At 52.1% G+C, this 20,362-nt stretch carries 22 protein-coding genes; 11 read left to right on the forward strand and 11 right to left on the reverse strand.

Translation table 11 applies throughout. The features are described from left to right. Positions 1 to 91 precede the first annotated feature (91 nt). The 4 genes from ACYVHB_RS00740 (at position 92) to ACYVHB_RS00755 (ending at position 2,829) form a co-directional block, all read left to right on the forward strand. Positions 92 to 1,693: a peptide chain release factor 3 gene (locus tag ACYVHB_RS00740; protein WP_461048668.1), complete on the forward strand. Its 1,602-nt coding sequence runs from the start codon at positions 92 to 94 to the stop codon at positions 1,691 to 1,693. A gap of 89 nt (positions 1,694 to 1,782) precedes the next feature. Continuing rightward, on the forward strand, positions 1,783 to 2,238 hold the full coding sequence (locus ACYVHB_RS00745; protein WP_461048670.1) for a hypothetical protein: 456 nt from the start codon (positions 1,783 to 1,785) through the stop codon (positions 2,236 to 2,238). A gap of 64 nt (positions 2,239 to 2,302) precedes the next feature. Continuing rightward, entirely contained in the window at positions 2,303 to 2,563 is a 261-nt protein-coding gene (locus tag ACYVHB_RS00750; RefSeq protein ID WP_461048672.1) for a hypothetical protein, read from the forward strand. A gap of 29 nt (positions 2,564 to 2,592) precedes the next feature. Beyond that, a complete protein-coding gene (locus ACYVHB_RS00755; RefSeq protein ID WP_461048674.1) occupies positions 2,593 to 2,829 on the forward strand; it encodes a hypothetical protein in 237 nt (78 codons plus the stop codon). Between the two features lie 222 nt (positions 2,830 to 3,051). On the opposite strand, the gene ACYVHB_RS00760 is transcribed toward ACYVHB_RS00755, so the two are convergent. Next, positions 3,052 to 4,083, reverse strand: a complete 1,032-nt coding sequence (locus ACYVHB_RS00760; protein ID WP_461048676.1) for an NADP-dependent oxidoreductase — start codon at positions 4,081 to 4,083, stop codon at positions 3,052 to 3,054. Positions 4,084 to 4,296: 213 nt separating this feature from the next. On the opposite strand from ACYVHB_RS00760, the gene ACYVHB_RS00765 reads away from it, so the two are divergent. The 4 genes from ACYVHB_RS00765 to ACYVHB_RS00780 are packed head-to-tail and all read left to right on the forward strand — an operon-like array spanning position 4,297 to position 7,062. Next, complete coding sequence (locus tag ACYVHB_RS00765) at positions 4,297 to 5,169, forward strand: ABC transporter ATP-binding protein (protein WP_461048678.1); 873 nt, start codon at positions 4,297 to 4,299, stop codon at positions 5,167 to 5,169. After that, the gene (locus ACYVHB_RS00770; RefSeq protein WP_461048679.1) at positions 5,166 to 5,999 is read left to right on the forward strand and encodes a hypothetical protein; all 834 of its coding nucleotides are present in this window, start codon (positions 5,166 to 5,168) and stop codon (positions 5,997 to 5,999) included. Before ACYVHB_RS00765 ends, ACYVHB_RS00770 begins: the two co-directional genes overlap by 4 nt. A 2-nt stretch (positions 6,000 to 6,001) precedes the next feature. Beyond that, positions 6,002 to 6,379, forward strand: coding sequence for a GntR family transcriptional regulator (locus tag ACYVHB_RS00775; RefSeq protein ID WP_461048681.1), 378 nt, complete (start codon positions 6,002 to 6,004; stop codon positions 6,377 to 6,379). Then, positions 6,376 to 7,062, forward strand: a complete 687-nt coding sequence (locus ACYVHB_RS00780) for a hypothetical protein (RefSeq protein ID WP_461048683.1) — start codon at positions 6,376 to 6,378, stop codon at positions 7,060 to 7,062. Before ACYVHB_RS00775 ends, ACYVHB_RS00780 begins: the two co-directional genes overlap by 4 nt. A 140-nt stretch (positions 7,063 to 7,202) precedes the next feature. Here the strand turns inward: ACYVHB_RS00780 and ACYVHB_RS00785 are convergent, their stop codons facing one another. Then, positions 7,203 to 8,570, reverse strand: a complete 1,368-nt coding sequence (locus tag ACYVHB_RS00785) for a HAMP domain-containing sensor histidine kinase (RefSeq protein ID WP_461048685.1) — start codon at positions 8,568 to 8,570, stop codon at positions 7,203 to 7,205. Beyond that, a complete protein-coding gene (locus tag ACYVHB_RS00790) occupies positions 8,567 to 9,262 on the reverse strand; it encodes a response regulator transcription factor (protein WP_461048687.1) in 696 nt (231 codons plus the stop codon). Before ACYVHB_RS00790 ends, ACYVHB_RS00785 begins: the two co-directional genes overlap by 4 nt. A 151-nt stretch (positions 9,263 to 9,413) precedes the next feature. Between ACYVHB_RS00790 and ACYVHB_RS00795 the strand changes: the two genes are divergently transcribed. Both ACYVHB_RS00795 and ACYVHB_RS00800 read left to right on the forward strand, forming a co-directional pair. Continuing rightward, positions 9,414 to 9,899 carry a hypothetical protein gene (locus ACYVHB_RS00795; RefSeq protein ID WP_461048689.1) on the forward strand — a complete coding sequence of 162 codons (486 nt, stop codon included), beginning with the start codon at positions 9,414 to 9,416 and terminating at the stop codon, positions 9,897 to 9,899. Between the two features lie 6 nt (positions 9,900 to 9,905). Beyond that, positions 9,906 to 11,315, forward strand: a complete 1,410-nt coding sequence (locus ACYVHB_RS00800; protein WP_461048691.1) for a SulP family inorganic anion transporter — start codon at positions 9,906 to 9,908, stop codon at positions 11,313 to 11,315. A gap of 633 nt (positions 11,316 to 11,948) precedes the next feature. Here the strand turns inward: ACYVHB_RS00800 and ACYVHB_RS00805 are convergent. From ACYVHB_RS00805 to rsmA, 8 genes are all read right to left on the reverse strand, one after another. Then, positions 11,949 to 12,566, reverse strand: a complete 618-nt coding sequence (locus tag ACYVHB_RS00805; protein WP_461048692.1) for a DUF3109 family protein — start codon at positions 12,564 to 12,566, stop codon at positions 11,949 to 11,951. 75 nt (positions 12,567 to 12,641) lie between these two features. After that, positions 12,642 to 14,981, reverse strand: coding sequence for a LysM peptidoglycan-binding domain-containing protein (locus ACYVHB_RS00810; RefSeq protein ID WP_461048693.1), 2,340 nt, complete (start codon positions 14,979 to 14,981; stop codon positions 12,642 to 12,644). An 11-nt stretch (positions 14,982 to 14,992) separates the two neighbouring features. Next, positions 14,993 to 15,634, reverse strand: coding sequence for an O-methyltransferase (locus ACYVHB_RS00815; RefSeq protein ID WP_461048695.1), 642 nt, complete (start codon positions 15,632 to 15,634; stop codon positions 14,993 to 14,995). 134 nt (positions 15,635 to 15,768) lie between these two features. Continuing rightward, positions 15,769 to 16,131 carry a DUF2237 family protein gene (locus ACYVHB_RS00820; protein ID WP_461048697.1) on the reverse strand — a complete coding sequence of 121 codons (363 nt, stop codon included), beginning with the start codon at positions 16,129 to 16,131 and terminating at the stop codon, positions 15,769 to 15,771. 58 nt (positions 16,132 to 16,189) lie between these two features. After that, positions 16,190 to 16,642 carry a D-aminoacyl-tRNA deacylase gene (gene dtd / locus ACYVHB_RS00825; protein ID WP_461048699.1) on the reverse strand — a complete coding sequence of 151 codons (453 nt, stop codon included), beginning with the start codon at positions 16,640 to 16,642 and terminating at the stop codon, positions 16,190 to 16,192. After that, entirely contained in the window at positions 16,639 to 16,926 is a 288-nt protein-coding gene (locus tag ACYVHB_RS00830) for a DUF2442 domain-containing protein (protein WP_461048701.1), read from the reverse strand. Before ACYVHB_RS00830 ends, dtd begins: the two co-directional genes overlap by 4 nt. A gap of 296 nt (positions 16,927 to 17,222) precedes the next feature. Beyond that, positions 17,223 to 18,575, reverse strand: a complete 1,353-nt coding sequence (gene mgtE / locus ACYVHB_RS00835; protein ID WP_461048703.1) for a magnesium transporter — start codon at positions 18,573 to 18,575, stop codon at positions 17,223 to 17,225. Between the two features lie 90 nt (positions 18,576 to 18,665). Further along, positions 18,666 to 19,472: a 16S rRNA (adenine(1518)-N(6)/adenine(1519)-N(6))-dimethyltransferase RsmA gene (rsmA, locus tag ACYVHB_RS00840; RefSeq protein ID WP_461048704.1), complete on the reverse strand. Its 807-nt coding sequence runs from the start codon at positions 19,470 to 19,472 to the stop codon at positions 18,666 to 18,668. A gap of 252 nt (positions 19,473 to 19,724) precedes the next feature. Between rsmA and ACYVHB_RS00845 the strand changes: the two genes are divergently transcribed. Then, on the forward strand, positions 19,725 to 20,339 hold the full coding sequence (locus ACYVHB_RS00845; RefSeq protein ID WP_461048706.1) for a TetR/AcrR family transcriptional regulator: 615 nt from the start codon (positions 19,725 to 19,727) through the stop codon (positions 20,337 to 20,339). Positions 20,340 to 20,362: the final 23 nt, after the last annotated feature.

Genomic DNA, 20,362 nt, shown 5'->3' on the forward strand with positions numbered 1-20,362 from the left:
TGATAAACGATGAATATCTACCGGTGCAAACCATTCATCGTTTATCATTCATCATTCAAATCCCTACTTTTGCCCTCTGATTCTTAAAATAATGCAAACGAATATACAGGCTGAAACCGCCCGTCGGCGGACGTTCGCCATCATTAGCCACCCCGATGCCGGCAAGACCACGCTGACCGAAAAACTGTTGCTTTTCGGTGGGGCCATCCAAACGGCTGGGGCCGTCAAATCCAATAAAATCAAGAAGTCGGCTACGTCCGACTTTATGGAAATTGAGAAACAGCGGGGTATCTCTGTCGCGACGTCGGTAATGACGTTTGAGTATGACCGCCTGAAGATTAATATCCTCGACACGCCCGGTCACAAAGATTTCGCGGAAGATACGTACCGGACGCTGACCGCCGTCGACAGTGTTATTCTGGTGATCGACTGCGTGAAAGGCGTGGAGGAACAGACCGAGCGGCTGATGGAAGTATGCCGGATGCGCGATACGCCGGTGATTATTTTTATCAATAAAATGGACCGCGAAGGCCGTAACCCGTTCGACCTGCTGGATGAACTGGAAGAGAAGCTGAACATTCGCGTTCGGCCCATGACGTGGCCCGTCAACATGGGGTCGGACTTCAAAGGGGTGTATAGCCTGATCGAGCAAAAGTTATATTTCTTCAAAGCCAACAAAACCAAAGTAGAGGCCGACGTATTGCCCATCGATCTGGCTGATGACCTGCTCGACCAAAAAGTGGGCGCTCGTGATGCTGCTCAACTTCGGGAAGACGTTGAATTGATCGACGGCGTGTATGACGGGTTCGACCGGCAGGCGTATTTAGACGGGAAATTGGCTCCGGTATTTTTCGGCTCGGCGGTTAATAACTTCGGCGTAAAAGAACTCCTCGAAGGCTTTTGCGACATCTCGCCCGAACCCATCGCCCGCCCAACCGACAAACGTGAGGTGCTGCCCGGTGAGAAGGCCTTCAGCGGCTTCGTCTTCAAAATTCACGCGAACCTTGACCCCCGCCACCGCGACCGCATTGCGTTCCTGCGCATCTGCTCAGGGGTGTTTGAGCGGGGTAAATTCTACCACCACATCCGTTTGGACAAAAACGTGCGCTTTGCCTCGCCGTTCAGCTTTATGGCCGACAGCAAGAGCGTTGTTGAAGAAGGGTTCCCCGGCGATGTGGTTGGGTTGTACGATACGGGTACGTTCAAAATCGGCGACACGCTGACCGAAGGCGAAGCGTTTCAGTTCCAGGGCATTCCGAGTTTCTCGCCCGAAATATTCAAAGAACTCGTCAACCTCGACCCCATGAAGTCGAAGCAGCTGGACAAAGGTATTCAGCAGTTGACGGATGAAGGTGTGGCGCAGTTATTTACGCTTGAACTCGGCAACCGGAAATTCGTTGGCACTGTAGGCGAACTCCAGTTTGAGGTAATTCAATACCGGCTGGAGAATGAATACGGGGCTAAGTGCCGGTGGGTGCCGCTTAACTACACCAAAGCCTGCTGGATCACGGCCGAAAACCCAGCTAAACTGGCCGAATTTATCCGGCTCAAAGGCAACCAGATTGCTTACGATAAAGACAATAACGCCGTTTTTCTGGCCGAATCGGACTGGATGCTCCGCATGAACCAGCAGAACAACCCGGATGTGCAGTTTCATTTAACCTCGGAGTTCAAGCTGGAAGCGGTTCGTTGATCAGAAGGTCCATACAGCAGGGTTTTCTCTTTTTTTTAAACCCCTGCTATTCTGTTGAGTTATGTAGGAAAACCAATTAACTCAACACAATGAAAAACGCACTCGCTACAGTTGCCGCCGTCCTGCTCATTGCCGGGTCGGCCGCAGCCCAACAATCTCCCACAAACGCAACGGGTGGTCAAACGACAACTACCGGCTCGACCGGTGCTGGTACAACGCTGGAACAGAACAGCGCGGGCACGGTTACATCGGGAACGACCAACAACGGCTCGGCTGGCACGACTACGAATAGCCAAACCGGCACAACCGGGTCAAGCTTATCCAACTCAAACTCATCCAGCACGGGCATTAACGGAACCGCTAATACTACTCAAAGCACTGGAACGGGAACTACACTGGAGCAGAACAGCGCGGGTAGCGTTACCGATGGCACCACTAACAATGGCTCCGTGACCACGACCGACGCACGTAGTAGCACAATGACGGGTGGTAGCACGGTGAAAGCCAGGAAATTGAAAAAGCGGAAAAACACGTCATCGAACTAAGCCAACGTGTGCTTGATGGGCGAGTGAACTCTTGTGTGTCCGGTCGTCTGCAAACTCAACTGCTATGAAAACCGTCTTCGCTATTGCACTTATGCTCTTTCTGCCTGCCATGGCCATGGCTCAGCGCGAAAGCATCAAAAGCAGCAATAAACTCAACAGTGCGGCCATGCGCGTTCCTGATAAGGAAAAAGAAAAAGCAACAGCCGAGAAATTTAATGGACAAAAACCCGACCGGCCACAGAAGCCAAAACCAAGAAGTGGTAAACAGGCCGTTCAGGGGGCAACTGAGAACGGTAATCGAGTGAAAACCGCAAACAAGGAGTAGTTTAACCAATTTATTAGACAAGCACGATTATGAAAAAGATGATGATTGCTGTTGTTGCTGTCCTGCTAATGTCGGGCGCAGCCTTTGCTCAGGACGAGGTGAAAAAAGAAGCCAAAGCAACGGGTAAGGAATTGAAGCAGGATGCCAAAGCCATGAAGAAAGACGCCAAACGGGCGGGCGACGATACGAAAGCTGACGCAGCTAAAGACCTGAAAAAGGCTAACAAGAACCTGAAGAAAGAAGCAAAGAAAATAGATAACCGATAACAGTTCTCAGATAGGCAAAAAGGCTCAACCAGCAACGGTTGAGCCTTTTTTATTGAAGCTGTTTAGAATTCTTCGCTGTAGGCAGTCAGCCGTATCTTGGACGGCCACGTCCGGGCGTAAACAGGTTTTTTTCGCCCGGACGTGGCCGTCCAGGATACGGTTAACCCGAATAGCAAATTAAAATGGGGCACTAAAACAAAAGCCTAAACAGCTTCATCGTAATCAATCGACCTGTAGCAACAACTTGCCCTTATTTTTGCCGGTGAACAGCATCATCAGCGCAGGTAGGAAGTTTTCGATGCCGTACTCGATCTGAACCCGTGAGCCGAGTTTCTCTTCCCGAATCCAGCCCGCCATTTCGTGGGCAGCTACCCCATAGTTGGCGGCATTATCGAACACCACAATACCTTCCATGCGGGCGCGGTTAGTGAGCAGCGACAGGTAGTTCGACGGGCCTTTAACGGGCGTCGTGTTGTTATACTGCGAAATAGCCCCGCAGATCACAATCCTTGCTTTCCGCCGAATCTGAGTCAGCACAATGTCTAATATATCGCCCCCAACATTGTCGAAATACACATCCACACCACCGGGGCAGATGGTTTTGAGGGCTTTCCGAACATCGTCGGTTTTGTAATTGATGCAGGCGTCGAAGCCTAATTCGTTGACACAGTAGTCACACTTTTCCTGATCTCCGGCGATACCCACGACGCGGCACCCTTTGATTTTGGCAATCTGCCCCACAACGCTCCCCACCGCCCCGGCCGCCCCCGACACCACGACGGTTTCGCCCGTTTGTGGCTGACCCGTATCGAGCAACCCAAAGTAGGCGGTCATGCCGGGCATACCCAGCGTGGCCATGTACGTTTCCAACGGCGCAATGCTGGTGTCGACTTTGAGGATGCTGTCGCCTTTGTCGTGGTCAGAGGGACCGGTAAGGACGGCGAACTGCTGAACGCCCCAGGTGCCCGTCACATAGTCGCCAACGGCGTACTGTTCGTGTTTAGACTCGATAACCTGCCCGGCCGCACCTGCCCGGAACACCTCGCCGATCTGAATGGGCGGAATGTATGATTTTCCTTCGTTCATCCAGCCGCGCATGGCCGGGTCGAGCGAAACGTATTTGGTTTGTACCAGCACCTGACCGGATTCCAAAACTGGCACAGGTACGGTTTCGAGTGTAAGATTTTCCGGTTGAGGGTTGCCCACCGGGCGGGAGGCTAACAAAATGCGGGTGTTGCTGCGGGTTGCTGACATGAAACGAGTCGTAAGCTGATTAATGATTTATGGCGGCAAGTTAGCCGATAAGTTTGTGAGTGTTTGTCATTCCTGCCGCACCGGCGGACCGGTCGGAATGACAAAAATCATCTACGATAAATAAATCTCTTCCATCTGATTGATTATTCAAAAAAAGACGCTTACCATTGCAGTGTACTATTTATCTAATACACTATAACAACCTAAACTTTTATGCTTGAACTACGCAATGTGTCGTTCGGCTACCGGCGCAACAAGCCGTTGTACGAGGGGCTAAACCTGTCGCTGTCGCCGGGTAGCATTTATGGTCTGCTGGGGCCGAACGGAGCCGGAAAGTCGACGCTGCTCCGGCTACTGTCGGGACTGCTTTACCCAAAGTCGGGGAGCATTCGGGTGGGCGAATACACCCCCGCCGACCGCAAACCAGCATTTCTGGAAGATTTGTTTCTGGTGCCGGAGGAATTTTATCTGCCGCCCGTTCGCATCCGGCAGTTCGTGGACAGCAATGCGCCGTTCTATCCGCATTTCGACCGGGCGCAGATGGCGCGCTACGTCTGGGAGTTTGGTCTGACCGATGACCAGAAGCTGAGCGAACTGTCTTACGGTCAGAAGAAAAAGGTACTGATCGGTTTTGGATTAGCTACCAACACGGCCGTGCTGCTGATGGACGAGCCAACCAATGGCTTAGATATTCCGTCGAAGAGTCAGTTTCGGCGGTTAGTAGCCGGGGCGGTAGACGAGCGCCGGACGGTTGTTATTTCGACGCATCAGGTTCGCGACCTCGAAGCGCTCATTGATCCTATCGTGATTTTGGCCGAGCGGTCACGCTCACACATGACGGTAGCACTGAACGCGTCGGTCGAAGAGATTACGGCGCGGCTGTGGTTTGGCATGGTGACGGAGTTGGAAAAGGGTCGTTCGATTCTGTACTCAGAGCGGGCGGTGGGTGGTTACGCCATTATCGCCGAGAACCGAAATAGTGAACACAGTCGGCTGGATTTGGAGCGGCTTTTCAACGCCGTGCAAGCCGAGCCAGAGCGTATTAAACAATTGTTTTCGTCCACTTCAATCCTCACCAACGCATGAACCAGACCTTTTCACTGCCCCGTTTCGGGCGGTTGCTGCGCAAACACTTTACCGATAACCGGGGACAACTATTGGCTGGGCTGGCGTTGCTGATTGGTTTAATGATAGCACTGACTGTTGTATTTTACCGCAACTTGCCTTTTGCTGTAGACCGTAACCGGCCAATTCCTTGTTTTTTCCTGGGCTGGGCGGCCTGGTACGTTTTCACTTGGCAGCAAACTGATATACTAAACAATAAAGAGCGGTCACTCAACTACCTGTTGCAACCTGCATCTCAGTTGGAGAAATTCGTCTTGTTGTGGTTAGTGTCGGGAGTATGTTTTTTAACCGTGTATGTGCTGATATTTACGGTTTTGGATTCGTTCGGTGTGGCATATGTCAATGGTCGTCAGTGGAGTCCGGCTCAATTAGCGCAGATCAGAAATGTGGGTGGTATACTGTCGATCAAGCCTTTTTATCAGTCTGATGGGTTCTGGCCACCCACGCCTATTTTGGTACTTACTGGCTTGTTACACCCGCTGTCCACTGTTTTCTTGTTGATTGTTAAACGATACTCATTGCCTTTGGTAGCTGTGCTGGCCTTCTGTCTCTTCATTGGTAGTATGTTTCTCAACTCAGCCATTCTGAGCAGCCTGACCGGATCAGATTCTGCCAGTAACGTTATACCATTCAACAATTTTCTGGCGCAGCCGCCAACGGGAGAATTGTTCTATCGTACTATCAGTCTGCCCCAGCCCATTGGTAGTCAGATTCGCTACGCCGTGGGCAGTGTGGTCGTCGTCTTGTTGTACATCACCGCCTATTTCAGGCTCAAAGAACGGGAGGTATAACGATGGATTTCCGCGATAAACAAGCCATTTACCTGCAAATTGCCGAGTACGTCAGCGAGCAGGTGCTGCTGGGCCACTGGGGGGCGGGCGACAAGATTCCGTCCGTCCGCGAGTTGGCCGCCGAACTGGAAGTAAACCCCAACACCGTCATGCGGACCTACGAATTTCTGAATCAACAGGGCGTGATTGCTAACAAACGCGGCATCGGCTACTTCCCCGCCGACGACGCCACCAACAAGATTCGCGGGTTTCGGCGCGAACAGTTTCTGGAAAACGATCTGCCCCAGTTCTTCAAGAACCTGACCCTGTTGAATATCGACCTGCGCGAAATCGAAACGCGCTACGACGAATACGTAAACGCCACAAACAACGCGCAATGAAAACAAGCCACATTCTCTTAGCGATCATCGCCGTCGTCACGCTGACGGGCATGGTCGCAACGGACGTATTGCTGAAGCGGCAGTACGACAAGATTAACTGGAGCGATCCGTACCAGACGTTTGACCGGCGGGAGGTGCCTACCGTAACGCATTGGGTTATTGAGGGTGCCCCGACTGACGAAGTAATTGTTGAACAAAGTACCGGGAAAGCGCAGGCATTAATACAACCCGAACGAGCCAAATTCTTCCGGGTGCGGGAGCAGGGCGATACCGCTTACGTTACGTTCACACCCGATTACGACGGCCCGCATGAGCCGAAAAACGACGCGTATAATGCACTGGGAGCCGGACTGGTCCTGCGTTTGCCTGACCTGCAAAGCCTGCGCATCAGGAACGGACGACTTACTGTTCTTAAACGAACTGCTACCACGCTTGCGATTGAGTTGGACAATACCCGGTTGCGTACCAACTATCTGACCGTGAGCGGCCCGATGATACTAACGGGAAGCCGCAACAGTTTTGCCGTTCTGGGTACTGACCGCTATCAGTCGTTGCGGCTAACCGTGCGGGATTCGAGTGGGGTGCAACTTAATGATACGCAAACGGAGCAGTTCACGTCCGACGTGTCGCTCAAAGCCGAAGTGCAGTTGCGGGGTCAAGCGTTACGGTGGCTGGCAAAGTGAAGATTCGCTTTCGGGCAACTTTAATGGTCATCCGGCCAGCACTGGGCTATGCGATTTATGCATCACAATGATTCCGTAAAATGCCCTTTTCGTTCAACAACCTATGATCCACTGTGGTCTTAAGGTTACATAGTGCTCATTTAGGACAATGACGGAATTCTAATTTGCACGGTGGTGCCAACTTCAATTTTGGAAGATACGTTAAGCGTTCCGTTATGCAGCGTAATGATGTTTCTGGCCAGCGGGAGTCCAATACCATACCCCTCAAACAGCTTGCTGTTAGAAGCCCGGAAAAAAGGGTCGAAAATAAATTTTATTTCTTCTTCCGGGATACCCACCCCTTTGTCCAGAATAACAATAATTACCTGCTGATCACTGGCTCCGATATGCACCGATACCGGCTTGTTGTACGAATACTTACAGGCGTTGCTGATCAGGTTGACCAGCGCGAGCTGAAGAAGCTGTCGGTTGCCATTCACTTTTAGTTTCTTCGGGTCTTCGGGTAAGAAACTTAATTCAACGCCAATTTTATTCTGGGGATTGAGCTTGTCGATGATCGCCTTCGCTTCCCAGATCAGCTCATCTGTGCGAATCACTTCAAAAACTAATTTCTTGCCCCTGAAGCCAACCTGCGCCAGCGATAGCAGCGACCGGGTAATCTCATTGAGCCGCTCGGCCTGAATCAGGATCGTTTGGAGGGCCTGCTGGTACTCGGCCGGACTCCGTTCTCGTTTCAGCGTAACATCGGCTTCACCGATGATGGATGTCAGGGGCGTGGCCAGTTCATGGGAAGCGTTGCTGATAAAGTTTTTCTGAATCTCCAGCGCCGTTTCAATCCGGTTGAGCAGATCATTAAACGTAGCTGTCAATTCGCTGATTTCGTTTCGATACGTAGTTTCTTCCAGCCGCAGGTAGATGTTCTCCGTACTGATGTGCCTTACTTGGTTGGTAATTCGCCGGATTGGATCAAAAATATGCTTTGAGAAATAAAATGACAGGTAGATCGAAATAATCAATGAGAGCAGAATACCCACACCGAGTATGTTTCTCAAAAAGGTAAGGTGATGATTGATATAATAGTTATTGGCCGACACGACGACGATGTAGCCTTTCTCAGCTGCGTTAACCTGCACACCGGCGTAGAAGGTCGTACTGCGCTGGGCCGTTGCCCGCCCTTCCTTAAGGATGGATTGAATAAATCGAACGGGTAGCCCATGAATGCGGGCAAGCTGGGCGGGCGAAACGGTATCGCCCACGGGAATTAAGTATTCTTTTTCCCCATCGAGCCGTTCTAAGTGCTTTTCGCGGATGGTTCGGTAACTCTCCGGGTTCAGCGTATCCAGCTTAAGGTTGTAGCGGGCCGAAATGGTGGCTCTGGTTTCCAGCCGCTTGTAGAAGTCGACGTAGGAATAATTGCCCTGAAACAGATAGATCCCTACTCCGAGGAGGGTCAGAATGGTCAGGCTGTAGGCGGCCAGCAATAAGGCAATGCGAATGCGGATGTTCATGCCTCTTTCAGTACATAGCCCATGCCTACTACCGTGTGGATCAATTTGTTGGATGTACCCGAATCGAGTTTCCTCCTTAAATAATTGACATAGACGTCAACGACGTTGGTGCCGGTATTAAAGTGCAGGTCCCAGGCGGTTTCCAGCAGATCAATTCGGGACAACACCTTGCCCTTGTTCCTGATCAGGGCCAGCAGCAGTCGGTACTCCGTAGCGGTCAACTGAACAGGCTGCCCATTTCGAATTACCGTTTTGGCAACGTCATCCACCGTTAAATCGGCCAGCGTATACTGAGTTGTGTACGAAGGGGCTTCCGGTTCGCCGGTTTGATTGGCTCGTCTGAGCAGGGCCTTGACTCGTGCACTGAGTTCGATAAATTTAAACGGCTTCACTAAGTAATCATCGGCCCCACCATTCAAACCAACAACAATGTTTTCGGCGGTGCCTAAGGCCGTCAGGAATAAAACAGGCGTCAGCAGGTGGTTGTCGCGCAGGTCCCGACAAACCACCAGGCCGTTTCGGTCGGGCAGCATAATGTCTAAGATAATCAGGTCGAAGGAAGATTCCAGGGCCATTCGGGTTCCGGTTGCACCAGTGAAGGCCACCGATACCGCATAGTTTTCCTCCGTGAGACCCCGCCGGATGAATTCAGCAACGCTGACTTCATCTTCTATCAGCAAAATGTGTTTCATAATACCTCCCAGCTAAGCCCCGCTCCGACTTGCGCAGGTCAAAAATAAGTTAAAGTCAACGGTTTGCCCCATTTCTAATCCGTTTCTAATCATTCTCTTAGTCGTCTCTAATTGAATACGAGGACTTTTATGCGTCAATCAACGCAGGACGATGAATAGTCAAACAACGATACTGATTTCCACCGATTTCCGGGTAGCTTCACTCCATACGCTTAGGCTGGCGCTCGAACTAATTGACGAGCCAAGGGTAGATGTCGTGCTGCTTCATTGCCAGACCTTAGATGATTCAATTACTGAAATGCTATTCTATTCGCCGACCCAAATCATCCGTGATTTAGCAACGGATGATTTCAACGACGCCGTCAGTATTATACGGAACCGATTTGAACCCAAAATTGGGAATCTGCGGATCAAGTTGTTTCACGGCTACGCGCAGTCTGCGTTCGACACCCTGCTCGAAACGTTGAAGATCGACTCCATCTTCATTCCTGAGTCGTACCGGCTGCACCTGAGTAATCGGGCCTTCGACCCCTGGCCTTACGTCCAGAAATGTCCGATTCCCCACTACCAAATAGGCTCGAAGGGGCATCCGGCCACGGCTGAAACCGATAAACTCGAAAATTTATTTTTGTACTAATCCCCTATGAGAAACACACTATTTCCGACGACACCGGCAGGCAGACTGAAGTTGTTTTTTACTTTTTTCGATTCCCGCTGGGAGGACCTGACCAGGGCGAACTGGGCTACGGTTGTGTACCGGGATTTTAGCGCGGGCCTGATCGTGGCTATGACGGCCATTCCCATGGCCATGGGGTTTGCGATGGCCATGGGAATGCGCCCCGAAAACGGCATCATTGCCGGCGCGCTGGCCTGCGTGGTTGGCCGCACGTTCGGCGGCTCCAAATACCAGGTTTATGGCCCCACCGCTGCCTTTATACCCGTCATTGCCGGTTTGATGGCTAAGTACGGCCCGGCCGCCGGTGGTGATTTTGGCACGGCCCACAGTTTCCTGGTACTGGTATCCATTCTGGCGGGCATCGTGCTCATTATCATGGGCATATATGGCTTCGGGCGATACGCCAAACTGGTGCCCAATTCGATTATCGTGGGCTTTACCATTGGGATTGCGACGGCCATTGCGCTCACCAACCTGGAAGATATTCTGGGTATTGAATCATTCGCCAGCCTGCTGGGGCAGGATGAGGAGGTGAAAGGGGGGCTGATTGAAAACTTACGTGCGGCCTCTCAAAATTTAGACAAAATCAACGGGTGGTCCATTCTGTTGGGCGTGCTGACATTTGCCGTTACCAAATTGGTGCTGCGGATTTCCATCTTCATTCCCGGACCCCTGATTGCCCTAACCTTGACGACGTTGTTGTCAGCTACGGTGCTGGCCGATCAGGGCATTGTGCTGGTCAAAGACATCTACGGTTCGATTCCTAATAACTTTTTCGTCTTCACTGCCCCGGCCCTGCCGGCCCTGAGCGCGTCGGTCGTCTTCGATATTTTTTATTTTGTGGGCGCTATCGTGTTCGTATCGGGCGTGGAAAGTGTCCTGTGCTCGTCCATGGCCGACCGGTTGGCCAATAACCAGAAGACCCCGTTCAACCCCGACAAGGAGTTTTTTGGCCAGGGTATGGTACAGATCATTACGCCCTTAGTGCAGGGCTTTCCCTGCACCGGCGCGCTGGCCCGGACCGCCACCAGCATCAAAGCCGGGGCCGTAACGCCACTGGCTGGCTACTTCAAAGCCATCCTGAAACTCGCGCTGGCTTATAATTTAGCGCAGTATCTCGAACTGATTCCGATGGCCAGCATTGGCGGTATTCTGGTCTGGGTAGCCAGTAACATGATTAAGCCCTCCGAGATCCGGGAAGTCAGGCACACCGGGCGGTTTGAGCTGGCGATGATGCTGTATACGGCGGTCATGGTTCCTCTGACCGACTTTCTGACCGGGGTGCTGTCGGCGCTGGTCATTTACTTTGTCGTCAACCGATTTATCACGGGTAAAAAGAAACCGGTTAAGGTTGAATATAACCCGGCACTGGAGTAACGGGTTGACTCGTCGGCTTTGCTGAGCAGGCCATAGTATGGGTGCAGGCACGTTAGGTGTGTCTGGCTTGCTATAGACTTGACGGCTATATCCTGCCTGCCTTACCCAATTGGCTTATTGCCCGCTCCCCAGTATTGGGTCATGGAGGTTGTGCCCTGCAATGAATCCCCAAAATGCCCTTTTCGTTCAACAACCTATGATCCACTTTCGTATGATTGCGATCAGTGACGGCCCGTGCATAAAATTTTGAGTGTGAAGGTAACTGAGTAGTAACGCACACAAAACGCCGAAGCTCCAAGATAGGCAGCTCAAGCTGAATTAGGTGACGGAGGTGATGACCGAGGGTAATTAAATAAATGCTGTAAATAGTTGATAATCAACAAAAAAGCCGCTCCGAATATCGGGGCGGCTTTCCGCTTCTATCCACACCATTTCAAGATTGGTGACCGGGAGGCCACCGGATCTTGATGTTCAACCTTCCCTTGTTAAAGGATTGTTATGCTAAATTAAGCAATTTCTTTAACAGTGCAATAAACCATAATGTTTAATTGCCTGCTGCTGCGACGCTACATTGGCCGCGCTTTGTTTAATAAACGTTAACACAACGTTCAAAATTATTCAGTGTAAAAAATATTAATTTCCGTCGCATTCGGTGTCAGTTCGGTTGCTGAACGCTGGTTCGGCCGGGCTCTTTTCTTCGATGATTTTTGCCAGTCGGCCATACCATTCTTCGCCATAACTGCGAATAAGAGCTTCGCGTACGAACTTATAAATGGGTACGTTGAGTTGTTCGCCGAATCCGCAGGCCGGGCTGCAAATGGGCCAGCGGTCGTAGTTAAGGGCGTGAAAAGACTCGTACTTGGTGATGCGAATGGGGTAAAGATGGCACGAGATGGGTTTTTTCCAATCGACTTTACCATCGTTATACGCTTCTTCAATGCCGCACTTAAGAATTCCACGCTCGTTCCAGGTGGCATATACACACTCGCGCCCGCCAACGGTACTGGTCACGTAGCCGCCGTCATTGTCGGATTCATACCCGCCCCGCTGCTCAATAACCCGAATACCAGCGGGCGAGAGATACGGCTTCACATCTTCGTAAATCCGGTCCAGAATGGCCGGTTCGTCTCCTTCGAGGGGAGCGCCCATGTCGCCTTCCACGCAACAGGCCCCTTTGCACTTATCTAAGTTGCAGACGAAAAACTTTTCCGCTACGTCGTCGCTGATGCAGGTGTTGTCTAATAAAATCATCCGTATTAGAATGAGTAATGTAAAATGTAGAAAGTAGAATGATGCGTCAGTCCATTATCCATTACTCATTTTACATTATTCATTTACTTTAAGTTTCTGCCCTTCTTTAACGCCGACGTCGGTCAGGTTATTCCAGGCCTGAATTTGCTCGATGGTGATACCGTAGAGTTTTGAAATGCGGAACATCGTCTCACCCTTTGCCACGGTGTGGTAGGACATGCCCGGCGACGTATTGGCCGGTGTCGTTCGCGATGGCTGAACCGGCTTAACCGTTGCCGTGGGCATAGCTCGTACTGTCAATTGCTTGCCTGCTTCCAGTAAGTCATTCGTTGTCATGCTGTTCATCGTCAGCAGTTCATCAACTGTGAGGCCGTACAATCTCGAAATGCTGTAGTAGGTCTGCCCTGGTTCAACGGTGTGTGTTGTGTTAGAGCGATTACCCGCCATTGATGCTGCGGGTGTTGGTCGAGGAGAAACCGTTGGGGAAACTGGTTTCGGGGTGGTCATGACCACATCAGCATCTACCGGACGTGGTTCGGGTTTGACAGCGGTTGGGGCGGCTGGTCGGGGGGGCGCTTTACCCGCAGGCACCGTCAGTGTTCCGTCGGCCTGCTGCTCGCGTGGGCCGTCATACGCAGTGCGTTCCGCCGATTGAGCCGGTGACGAACCCGTGCGCTGAAGCGACGGGTCGGCTGAGTACGATGGCCTGGAGGTACCTGATGACGTGGGCCGGTTGGCAGATTCGGTCGATTGGGTGGGGCTGGGCGGTGCTGTTTCCGACGAGCGCACGATCACTACCCGCTGCGATCCATCAGCCTCCATCGACGAACTACCAACGACCGGCCGCGTGGCTGGTGGGGACGTCGTAGCTGCCTGCCGAACCGGGCGTGCTGGCTCGGGTCGCTGAACGGTAGCTGGTTCCGACGTACCATCGTTGGGCGTAATGCCCCCGTCTACCAACTTGGGCTTATACAGTTTGCGCTCCGACGAATTGCGCGGTATTCCATCGCTGCCGGTTACGGGTCGGTTGGACGTGCGTTCTGCCGCTACCTCGCGACCCGATGGGCTGGGCGTACGGTCGTAGACCGGGGCGGTGGGAGCGTTGATAATTTCGACGGGTTTGTTGCCCGGCCGACGTTCGCGCAGCCACATGACGCGCCCAACGGCTAATTTCTGGACTCGATCCAGCCGGTTGTTGCGCATGAGTTTTTTAAGCCGGATGGCATAACGCTGCGAGATGCTGCGGGCGGTCTCGCCCTCGCGGACGGTATGAAAGGGTACTAAAGCTTTCTTGCGCTTTTTAGCTAAATAATAAACGTCATTCGGCAGAATCGGGTCGCTGTCGTTCATGTCGTTGTAGCGCAGGAAACTCGATACGCTGATCTTGGCTTTGCGGGCCAGTGATGTAACGCCATCGCCCGCCTGGGCCTGAATACCCGGCAACCCATTGATTTCATAAAGCACCGGTTCGTTTTTGCCACCGGACCCAATCGCCACCCGGCGCAGCACCGGAAACCCAACGTCGTTCTGCACGAAGTCGGCCGTTTTTCGACCGCTGACACTCACTATTTTCTGGCGTACGTCGTTGATCTGGTCGTTCAATACGGGTATGGCTAACACGTACGATTTGTCGGTGGGCACGGTTTCGACCAGTATCCAGCGGTTGTATTTACGGATCTCGAACTCATCGACGCCCAACTCGTCGGCAATGGCCCGAATGGTTTTTCCACCCCCGTGGGGATACTCAATCAGGGCAAACCGGTTATTGGACTGGTGGGACTTCAAGGCGCTTTCAATCGCGATTTTATGGGCGAAGAACCGCAGAATATAGCGGTCAGTACGGCTGTCGAGGACCACTTCGCGGGCGTAGGACCAATCGGGCGGAATCAGTTTGGAAATACCCCCCGCGCCGAGGTAATAGGAGTAGAGCGAAGCCACCCAGTTGTTGAACTGGCTGTTGCTCTTTTTGAGGTACTTACCAGCGCCGTGAGTTGATGCGGTGATGCTCTTGCGCTCGTCGATTTCGTTGTCGACGCGCAGGCCGTTGCCGGTAGCCGTTTCGTGCTTAAACTGCCAGTAGCCCACTGCCGCCGACGATGAAACAGCATCGGGGGTGAGTGAGCTTTCCTGCACGGCGAGGTATTTAAAGTCGGTTGGCACATCCTCATCAATCAAAATCGACTCGATCATGGGGAAATACAGTGCTACGCGGTCGAGCTTAGCGGTCCAGTACTGCCGGTTGGCCAGCAGCGCGTTGACATCCTGTTGCACAATGCGCCGGGCATCGGTGCTGAACCGCACCGAAATGTCGGCGAACGTCACCTGCTCCGGAACGGTCGGTGTCGACGTTTGAGCCAGGGTACTAAAACCAATCAGGAGCAGAAGCAGGGTTAGGGGGGGAGTTCTTCTTTGCATAAGTGAACAACTTAACATTTACGAATTAGCATGATTCCATCGCGGATGGGTAGCAGCACATTCTCGATGCGCGGATCATCCTGAATTTTCTGGTTGAAAGCCAGCACGGCGGCCGTATCCTGGTCAACTGGTTTGACCTCGTCAACAACCTTGCCACTCCAAAGCACATTGTCGGCCAGCACGATGCCGCCCGGCCGGAGCTTATCAAAAATCAGGTTAAAATAGAGGCTGTTGTTACGTTTGTCAGCGTCAATAAATACCAGGTCGAACGGCCCGTCAAGCGTGGGAATTAGGTCGGCTGCGTGGCCAATGCGCAGGTCTATTTTATCATTCAGTGATGATTGACGCCAGTAGGAGCGGGCAAAATCTTCGAGTTCTTCGTTGGCATCGATGGTAATCAGCGTCCCATCATCGGTAAGCCCTTCGGCAAGACACAGCGCCGAGTAGCCGGTGTAGGTGCCGATTTCGAGAATGCGCCGGGGGCGGATCATTCTCGAAATCATGGCCAGAAACCGCCCCTGAAGGTGGCCCGACAGCATCCGGGGGGCCATCACCTGAGCGCGGGTGTTGCGGTTGAGTTGGTAGAGCAACTCACTTTCGGGCGAGGTGTGCGCTTCGGCGTAAGCAGTAATGTCGGCAGGCAAAAAATCCATTCGGGCTTCTATCCCGCGTTGCTGTCAGGAACGTGGGCGATGGGCTGGTTTAAGTAAAAGTAGCTGTTTTCAAAGAATCAACGCCTAAAATGAGATCGCAGTACAAAAAAAAGAATCTAACCTGTTTGACTGGTTTACTCTTCAAAGGCCGACGCCCGGAGCATGTCGAGTGAAACGTACTGCAACGCCCGTTCGTGGGTGCAGGCCAGCAGCACCGGCGGGGCAACTCCCGCATCATACGCTTCGCGCCAGCGCAGGGCACACAGGCACCAACGGTCGCCGGGAACGAGGCCGGGAAACTGGTACTCCGGCCGGGGCGTAGATAAGTCATTTCCCCGGCTGCGGGTGAAGGTCAGAAACGATTCGGACATGATGGCGCAGATTACGTGACGCCCTTGATCCTGCTCGTCTGTTCGGCAGAAACCGTCGCGGTAGAAACCGGTCATCGGATTGGTACAGCAGCCACCGAGGTCGGAGCCAAGCACATTTTTAGGCATGAGAAAGCAGGTTTGTGGTTTGTAGTGATTGAACCGGACCGGCTAACTACGAACTCATTTATAACCGGTTTTTCGAGTCGATAATGATCGTTACAGGACCGTCGTTGAGCAAAGCAACTTTCATGTCGGCCCCGAATACGCCGGTTTGAATGGGTTTGCCGAGGTCGGTGGTCAGTTGGGCAATCATCAGTTCGTAGAGCGGAATAGCTACATCCGGCCGGGCGGCTTCGGTAAAGCCGGGGCGGTTGCCCTTTTTGGTGCTGGCGTGGAGTGTGAACTGACTGATTAGCAGAACATCGCCATTAATAGCGGCTAAATCGAGGTTCATTTTCTGGGCGGCATCGTTGAAAATCCGCATTCCCACGATTTTTTTGCTGAGCCAGTCCACATCTTCGCGGGTGTCGGTGTGCGTAATGCCCAGCAGCACCAGAAACCCGATACCGATCTGACCTTTCACTTCACCACCAATCGTGACCGAAGCCTGTGAGACGCGCTGAATAACGGCGATCATGCGTTGTCTTCGTGTCGGTACAGATTGAAATTTCCCAAAATTTGTTCGATATGAATGACTTCGTTACTATCATCGAACGAGAAGCCATTTCCGTATATGTACCAATGCTGCCGCTGCTCAATCGTCAATTGCTGGATGCTTGGAAAACGCTCTAACGGCATACTGATAACACGACCGTCTTCTAACTCAACCTGTAGTTGGTCAGTAGCTGGAAAACCAATTGACCGCACGACCGGGACGATGTTCCAATATCCTTCTACCTGCTGTGTTGGAGCTGTAGTCATGTCAATTAATTTTTATGATGTCGATTTTCTGTCCGGTCAGAAACTGATTCTAGTGTTGAATCAACTCATCCCTGTATAATTCAACAATCTGCAAGACCTCACGCTGCTCGCTCACCGTTAATTCGCCTGATTTTACAATCTCTATTGTTGCTCTAACCAAATTTTACAAAGCTTTAGGGTGCCTTTACGGCCAACGTGCACGTGTTTTCGATTCTCGAAAACAGCTGTTCCGAAGATAGTGGATATCCAGATGGCTTAGTAGATCAACAGTTTGGGCATGAGACAAGTTTAAGGATTCACACCTCCGCCAGCAGCATCTGCGCAATCATAAAATACACGCCGATACCAATTAAATCATTGGCCGTAGTAATAAACGGCCCCGACGCCACGGCCGGATTGATGCCGATGCGGTTGAGCAGCAAGGGCGTTACTGTGCCCATGAACGAGGCCAACAGCACCACCGACAGCAGCGACGTGGCCACCACGAAAAACAAGCGCGGTTCGCCGATCAGGAAGGTGTACGTACCCGCAATCAGCCCCACGACTAAGCCGTTAATGATGGCGACGAAAAGCGTTCGCAGCAACCGCCGACCCAGTGTGGTGCTCAAGCCTGACGTGTCGGCTAAGCTCTGTAGAATCAGCGACGAGGTTTGAATGCCGACGTTGCCGCCCGTGGAGCCAATGATGGGAATGAATGCCGCTAAGGCTGCGATCTTACCCAATTCAGTCTGGAAGCCATTAATGACCGTTGCGGCCAGCAAACTCCCCACTGCCCCGGCCACGAGCCACGGCAACTGCACTTTAGACCGCTGCCAGATGCTGTCGTCCTCTTCCACCTCGCCCGACAACCCCGATATAACCTGAATGTCTTCCTCCGCCTGTTCGGTAATTACGTCCACCACGTCGTCAATCGTGATTCGGCCCAGTAGCCGCTGCTGCACGTTCACGACCGGAATCGCGTCCAGATCGTATTTCTGCATCACCTCGGCCACTTCATCCACCGCCCGGTAGGTTTCCACGAACACCACATCGTCATCGTAGATGTCGGCAATTTTCACCCACTTCTGAGCCAGCACAATCTTTTTCAGTGAGACTAAACCGAGCAGTTTCCCCATGTCATCCACTACGTACACGGCATAAACGTTTTCGACGTTCTCGGCCTGCTGACGGATCTCTTCAATACAGGCATTGACGGTCAGGTTGACGTTAATTTTGATCAACTCCTTCTGCATCAGACTCCCCGCTACGCCGTCTTCGTAGTGGAGCAAGTCCAGAATGAAGCGGGCCTGTTCACGGTCTTCGAGCAGGCCGATTACTTCCTCACGTATCTGAATGGGCTGTTCGTTGAGTAAATCCACGGCATCGTCGGAGTCCATCAGGTTGATGAACGGAGCGAGTTCTTCCGACGTAAATGCTTTGAGCAGGCGCAGCCGGTCGGTGGGATCGAGGTTAGCCAGGATTTCAGCACCGACGGATTTATCCAGCAAGCCCAGCAGGTAATGCGCCGGTTGAGGGTCTAATTCGTACAAGATTCCCGAAATGTCGGCCGGGAACAATTCTTCCATCTCCGTCCGCAACAGCGCATCGTCGCCCACATCAATGGCCGACTGAAGGTGAGCGAGATAGTCTTTGGTGAGTTCGAACGTCATTCTTCCAATGGATAATGATTAATGTGCTGCGCGGGCGGCCCCGAATGAATAATGGCTTAGTAGTGCGATTCGCTCATTATACATTGAACATTAACATTCGGGGCCGCCCGCGCGGTCCATTAATACTGTCAGTTGGACAAACTCGTCCACGCTCAGTTGTTCGGCGCGTTTGTCCATAAACGGGCTATTGAGCGCGGCTTCGGGCGGGTTGAGGGGTTTGAGGGCGTTGCGCAGGGTTTTCCGGCGCTGTCCGAAGCCGTGCTTGACAACCTGCGTAAACTTGCGCTCGTCGCAGCCGAGGTCGGTTTTGTCGTTGCGTCGGCAGGACAACACGCCTGAATGCACCTTAGGCGGGGGGGTAAACACGGCCGGGTCAACGGTAAACTCGTACTTGACATCGTACCAGGCCTGCATGAACACGCTCAGGATACCGTATTCTTTGTTGCCCGGCCCCGACGCGATCCGCTGGGCTACTTCGCGCTGAAACATGCCAACTACTTCGGGCACCCGGTCGCGCATGTCCAGCACTTTGAAAAGAATCTGGCTCGAAATGTTGTACGGAAAATTGCCAATGACGGCGAAGGTGCTTGTGTTGCCGGGCTGCTTGGTCGGCAGCAAATCGGGGCGGATGTTCAGAAAGTCAGCGGCCAGAATACGTCCCTCAAGTGCAGGGAAATTAAGTTTCAGGTAATCGACTGATTCCCGGTCAATCTCGATTACGTACGTATCAACCGCTGAATTCTGGAGCAGGAACTGCGTTAGGACGCCCGTTCCCGGTCCGATTTCAAGAACCTGTGAATAGCCGTCGTGCCCCGTCAGTAATTCGGCGATGCGCTGCGCAATGTCGAGGTCTTTCAGGAAATGTTGACCAAGTTCTTTCTTAGGCTTAACGTACATGATACGGTCGGTTTCGGGTCGCCAAAGCGATTGGGTGCAAAGGTACGGGCCACGGGTGAATTAGTAGCGGCAAGAAATGGATGTTTACCGGGCACCTGAACCAGTCACGATACCTGATCAGACAGCTACTGTCTATTGGGGTAATTTTATAGCGTTCGTACAGCGCTTGCGTTGGACAATTCTGAAAAGAAAAATAAATAGTGTTGACTATTTTGAACGTTGTTCATTATGTTTGTAGTCTAATTGGTACGGATGGGTATTGTCGAACGTAAAGCGAAGGAAAAGGAAAATTTGCGGGAGCTTATTCTTCGGGGAGCCAAAACGCTTTTTGTTGAAAAAGGCATTGAGCAAACAACCATTCGCAGCATTGCCGACGCCATTGATTACAGTGTCGGAACTGTTTACGTTTATTTCAGGGACAAAAGCGCCATTTTACACGCCCTCCACACGCAGGGTTTCACTGACCTGAGTGGTCGGTTTGGGGTGTTGTCCAGCGTGGCTAATCCAATGGAAAGGCTAAAGGCGATGGGTAAGGTTTATATAAAATTTGCGCTCGACAGTCCAGATATGTACGACCTGATGTTTAGTGTTAAAGCGCCAATGGAGTTTCTGAGCACAATAAATGAAGAGTGGATTGAAGGCAAAGCTACGTTCGATGCGCTCAGAATGACCGTTAAACACTGCATGGACGCCGGACATTTTAGCGGACACGAGCTGGAGCCACTCTCTTTCATGATCTGGAGTCTTGTGCACGGCATGTGCAGCTTGCAAATTGGGCAACGAACGAAAGGGGTTCATCTGCACAGTACGGCCGCTATTGTCGATCAGGGGTACGATGAATTTTTGAAAATTATAGATAGGGTCTGATTTTTGTCTCTTTAACGAACACT

This window comes from Spirosoma arcticum (assembly GCF_054779955.1).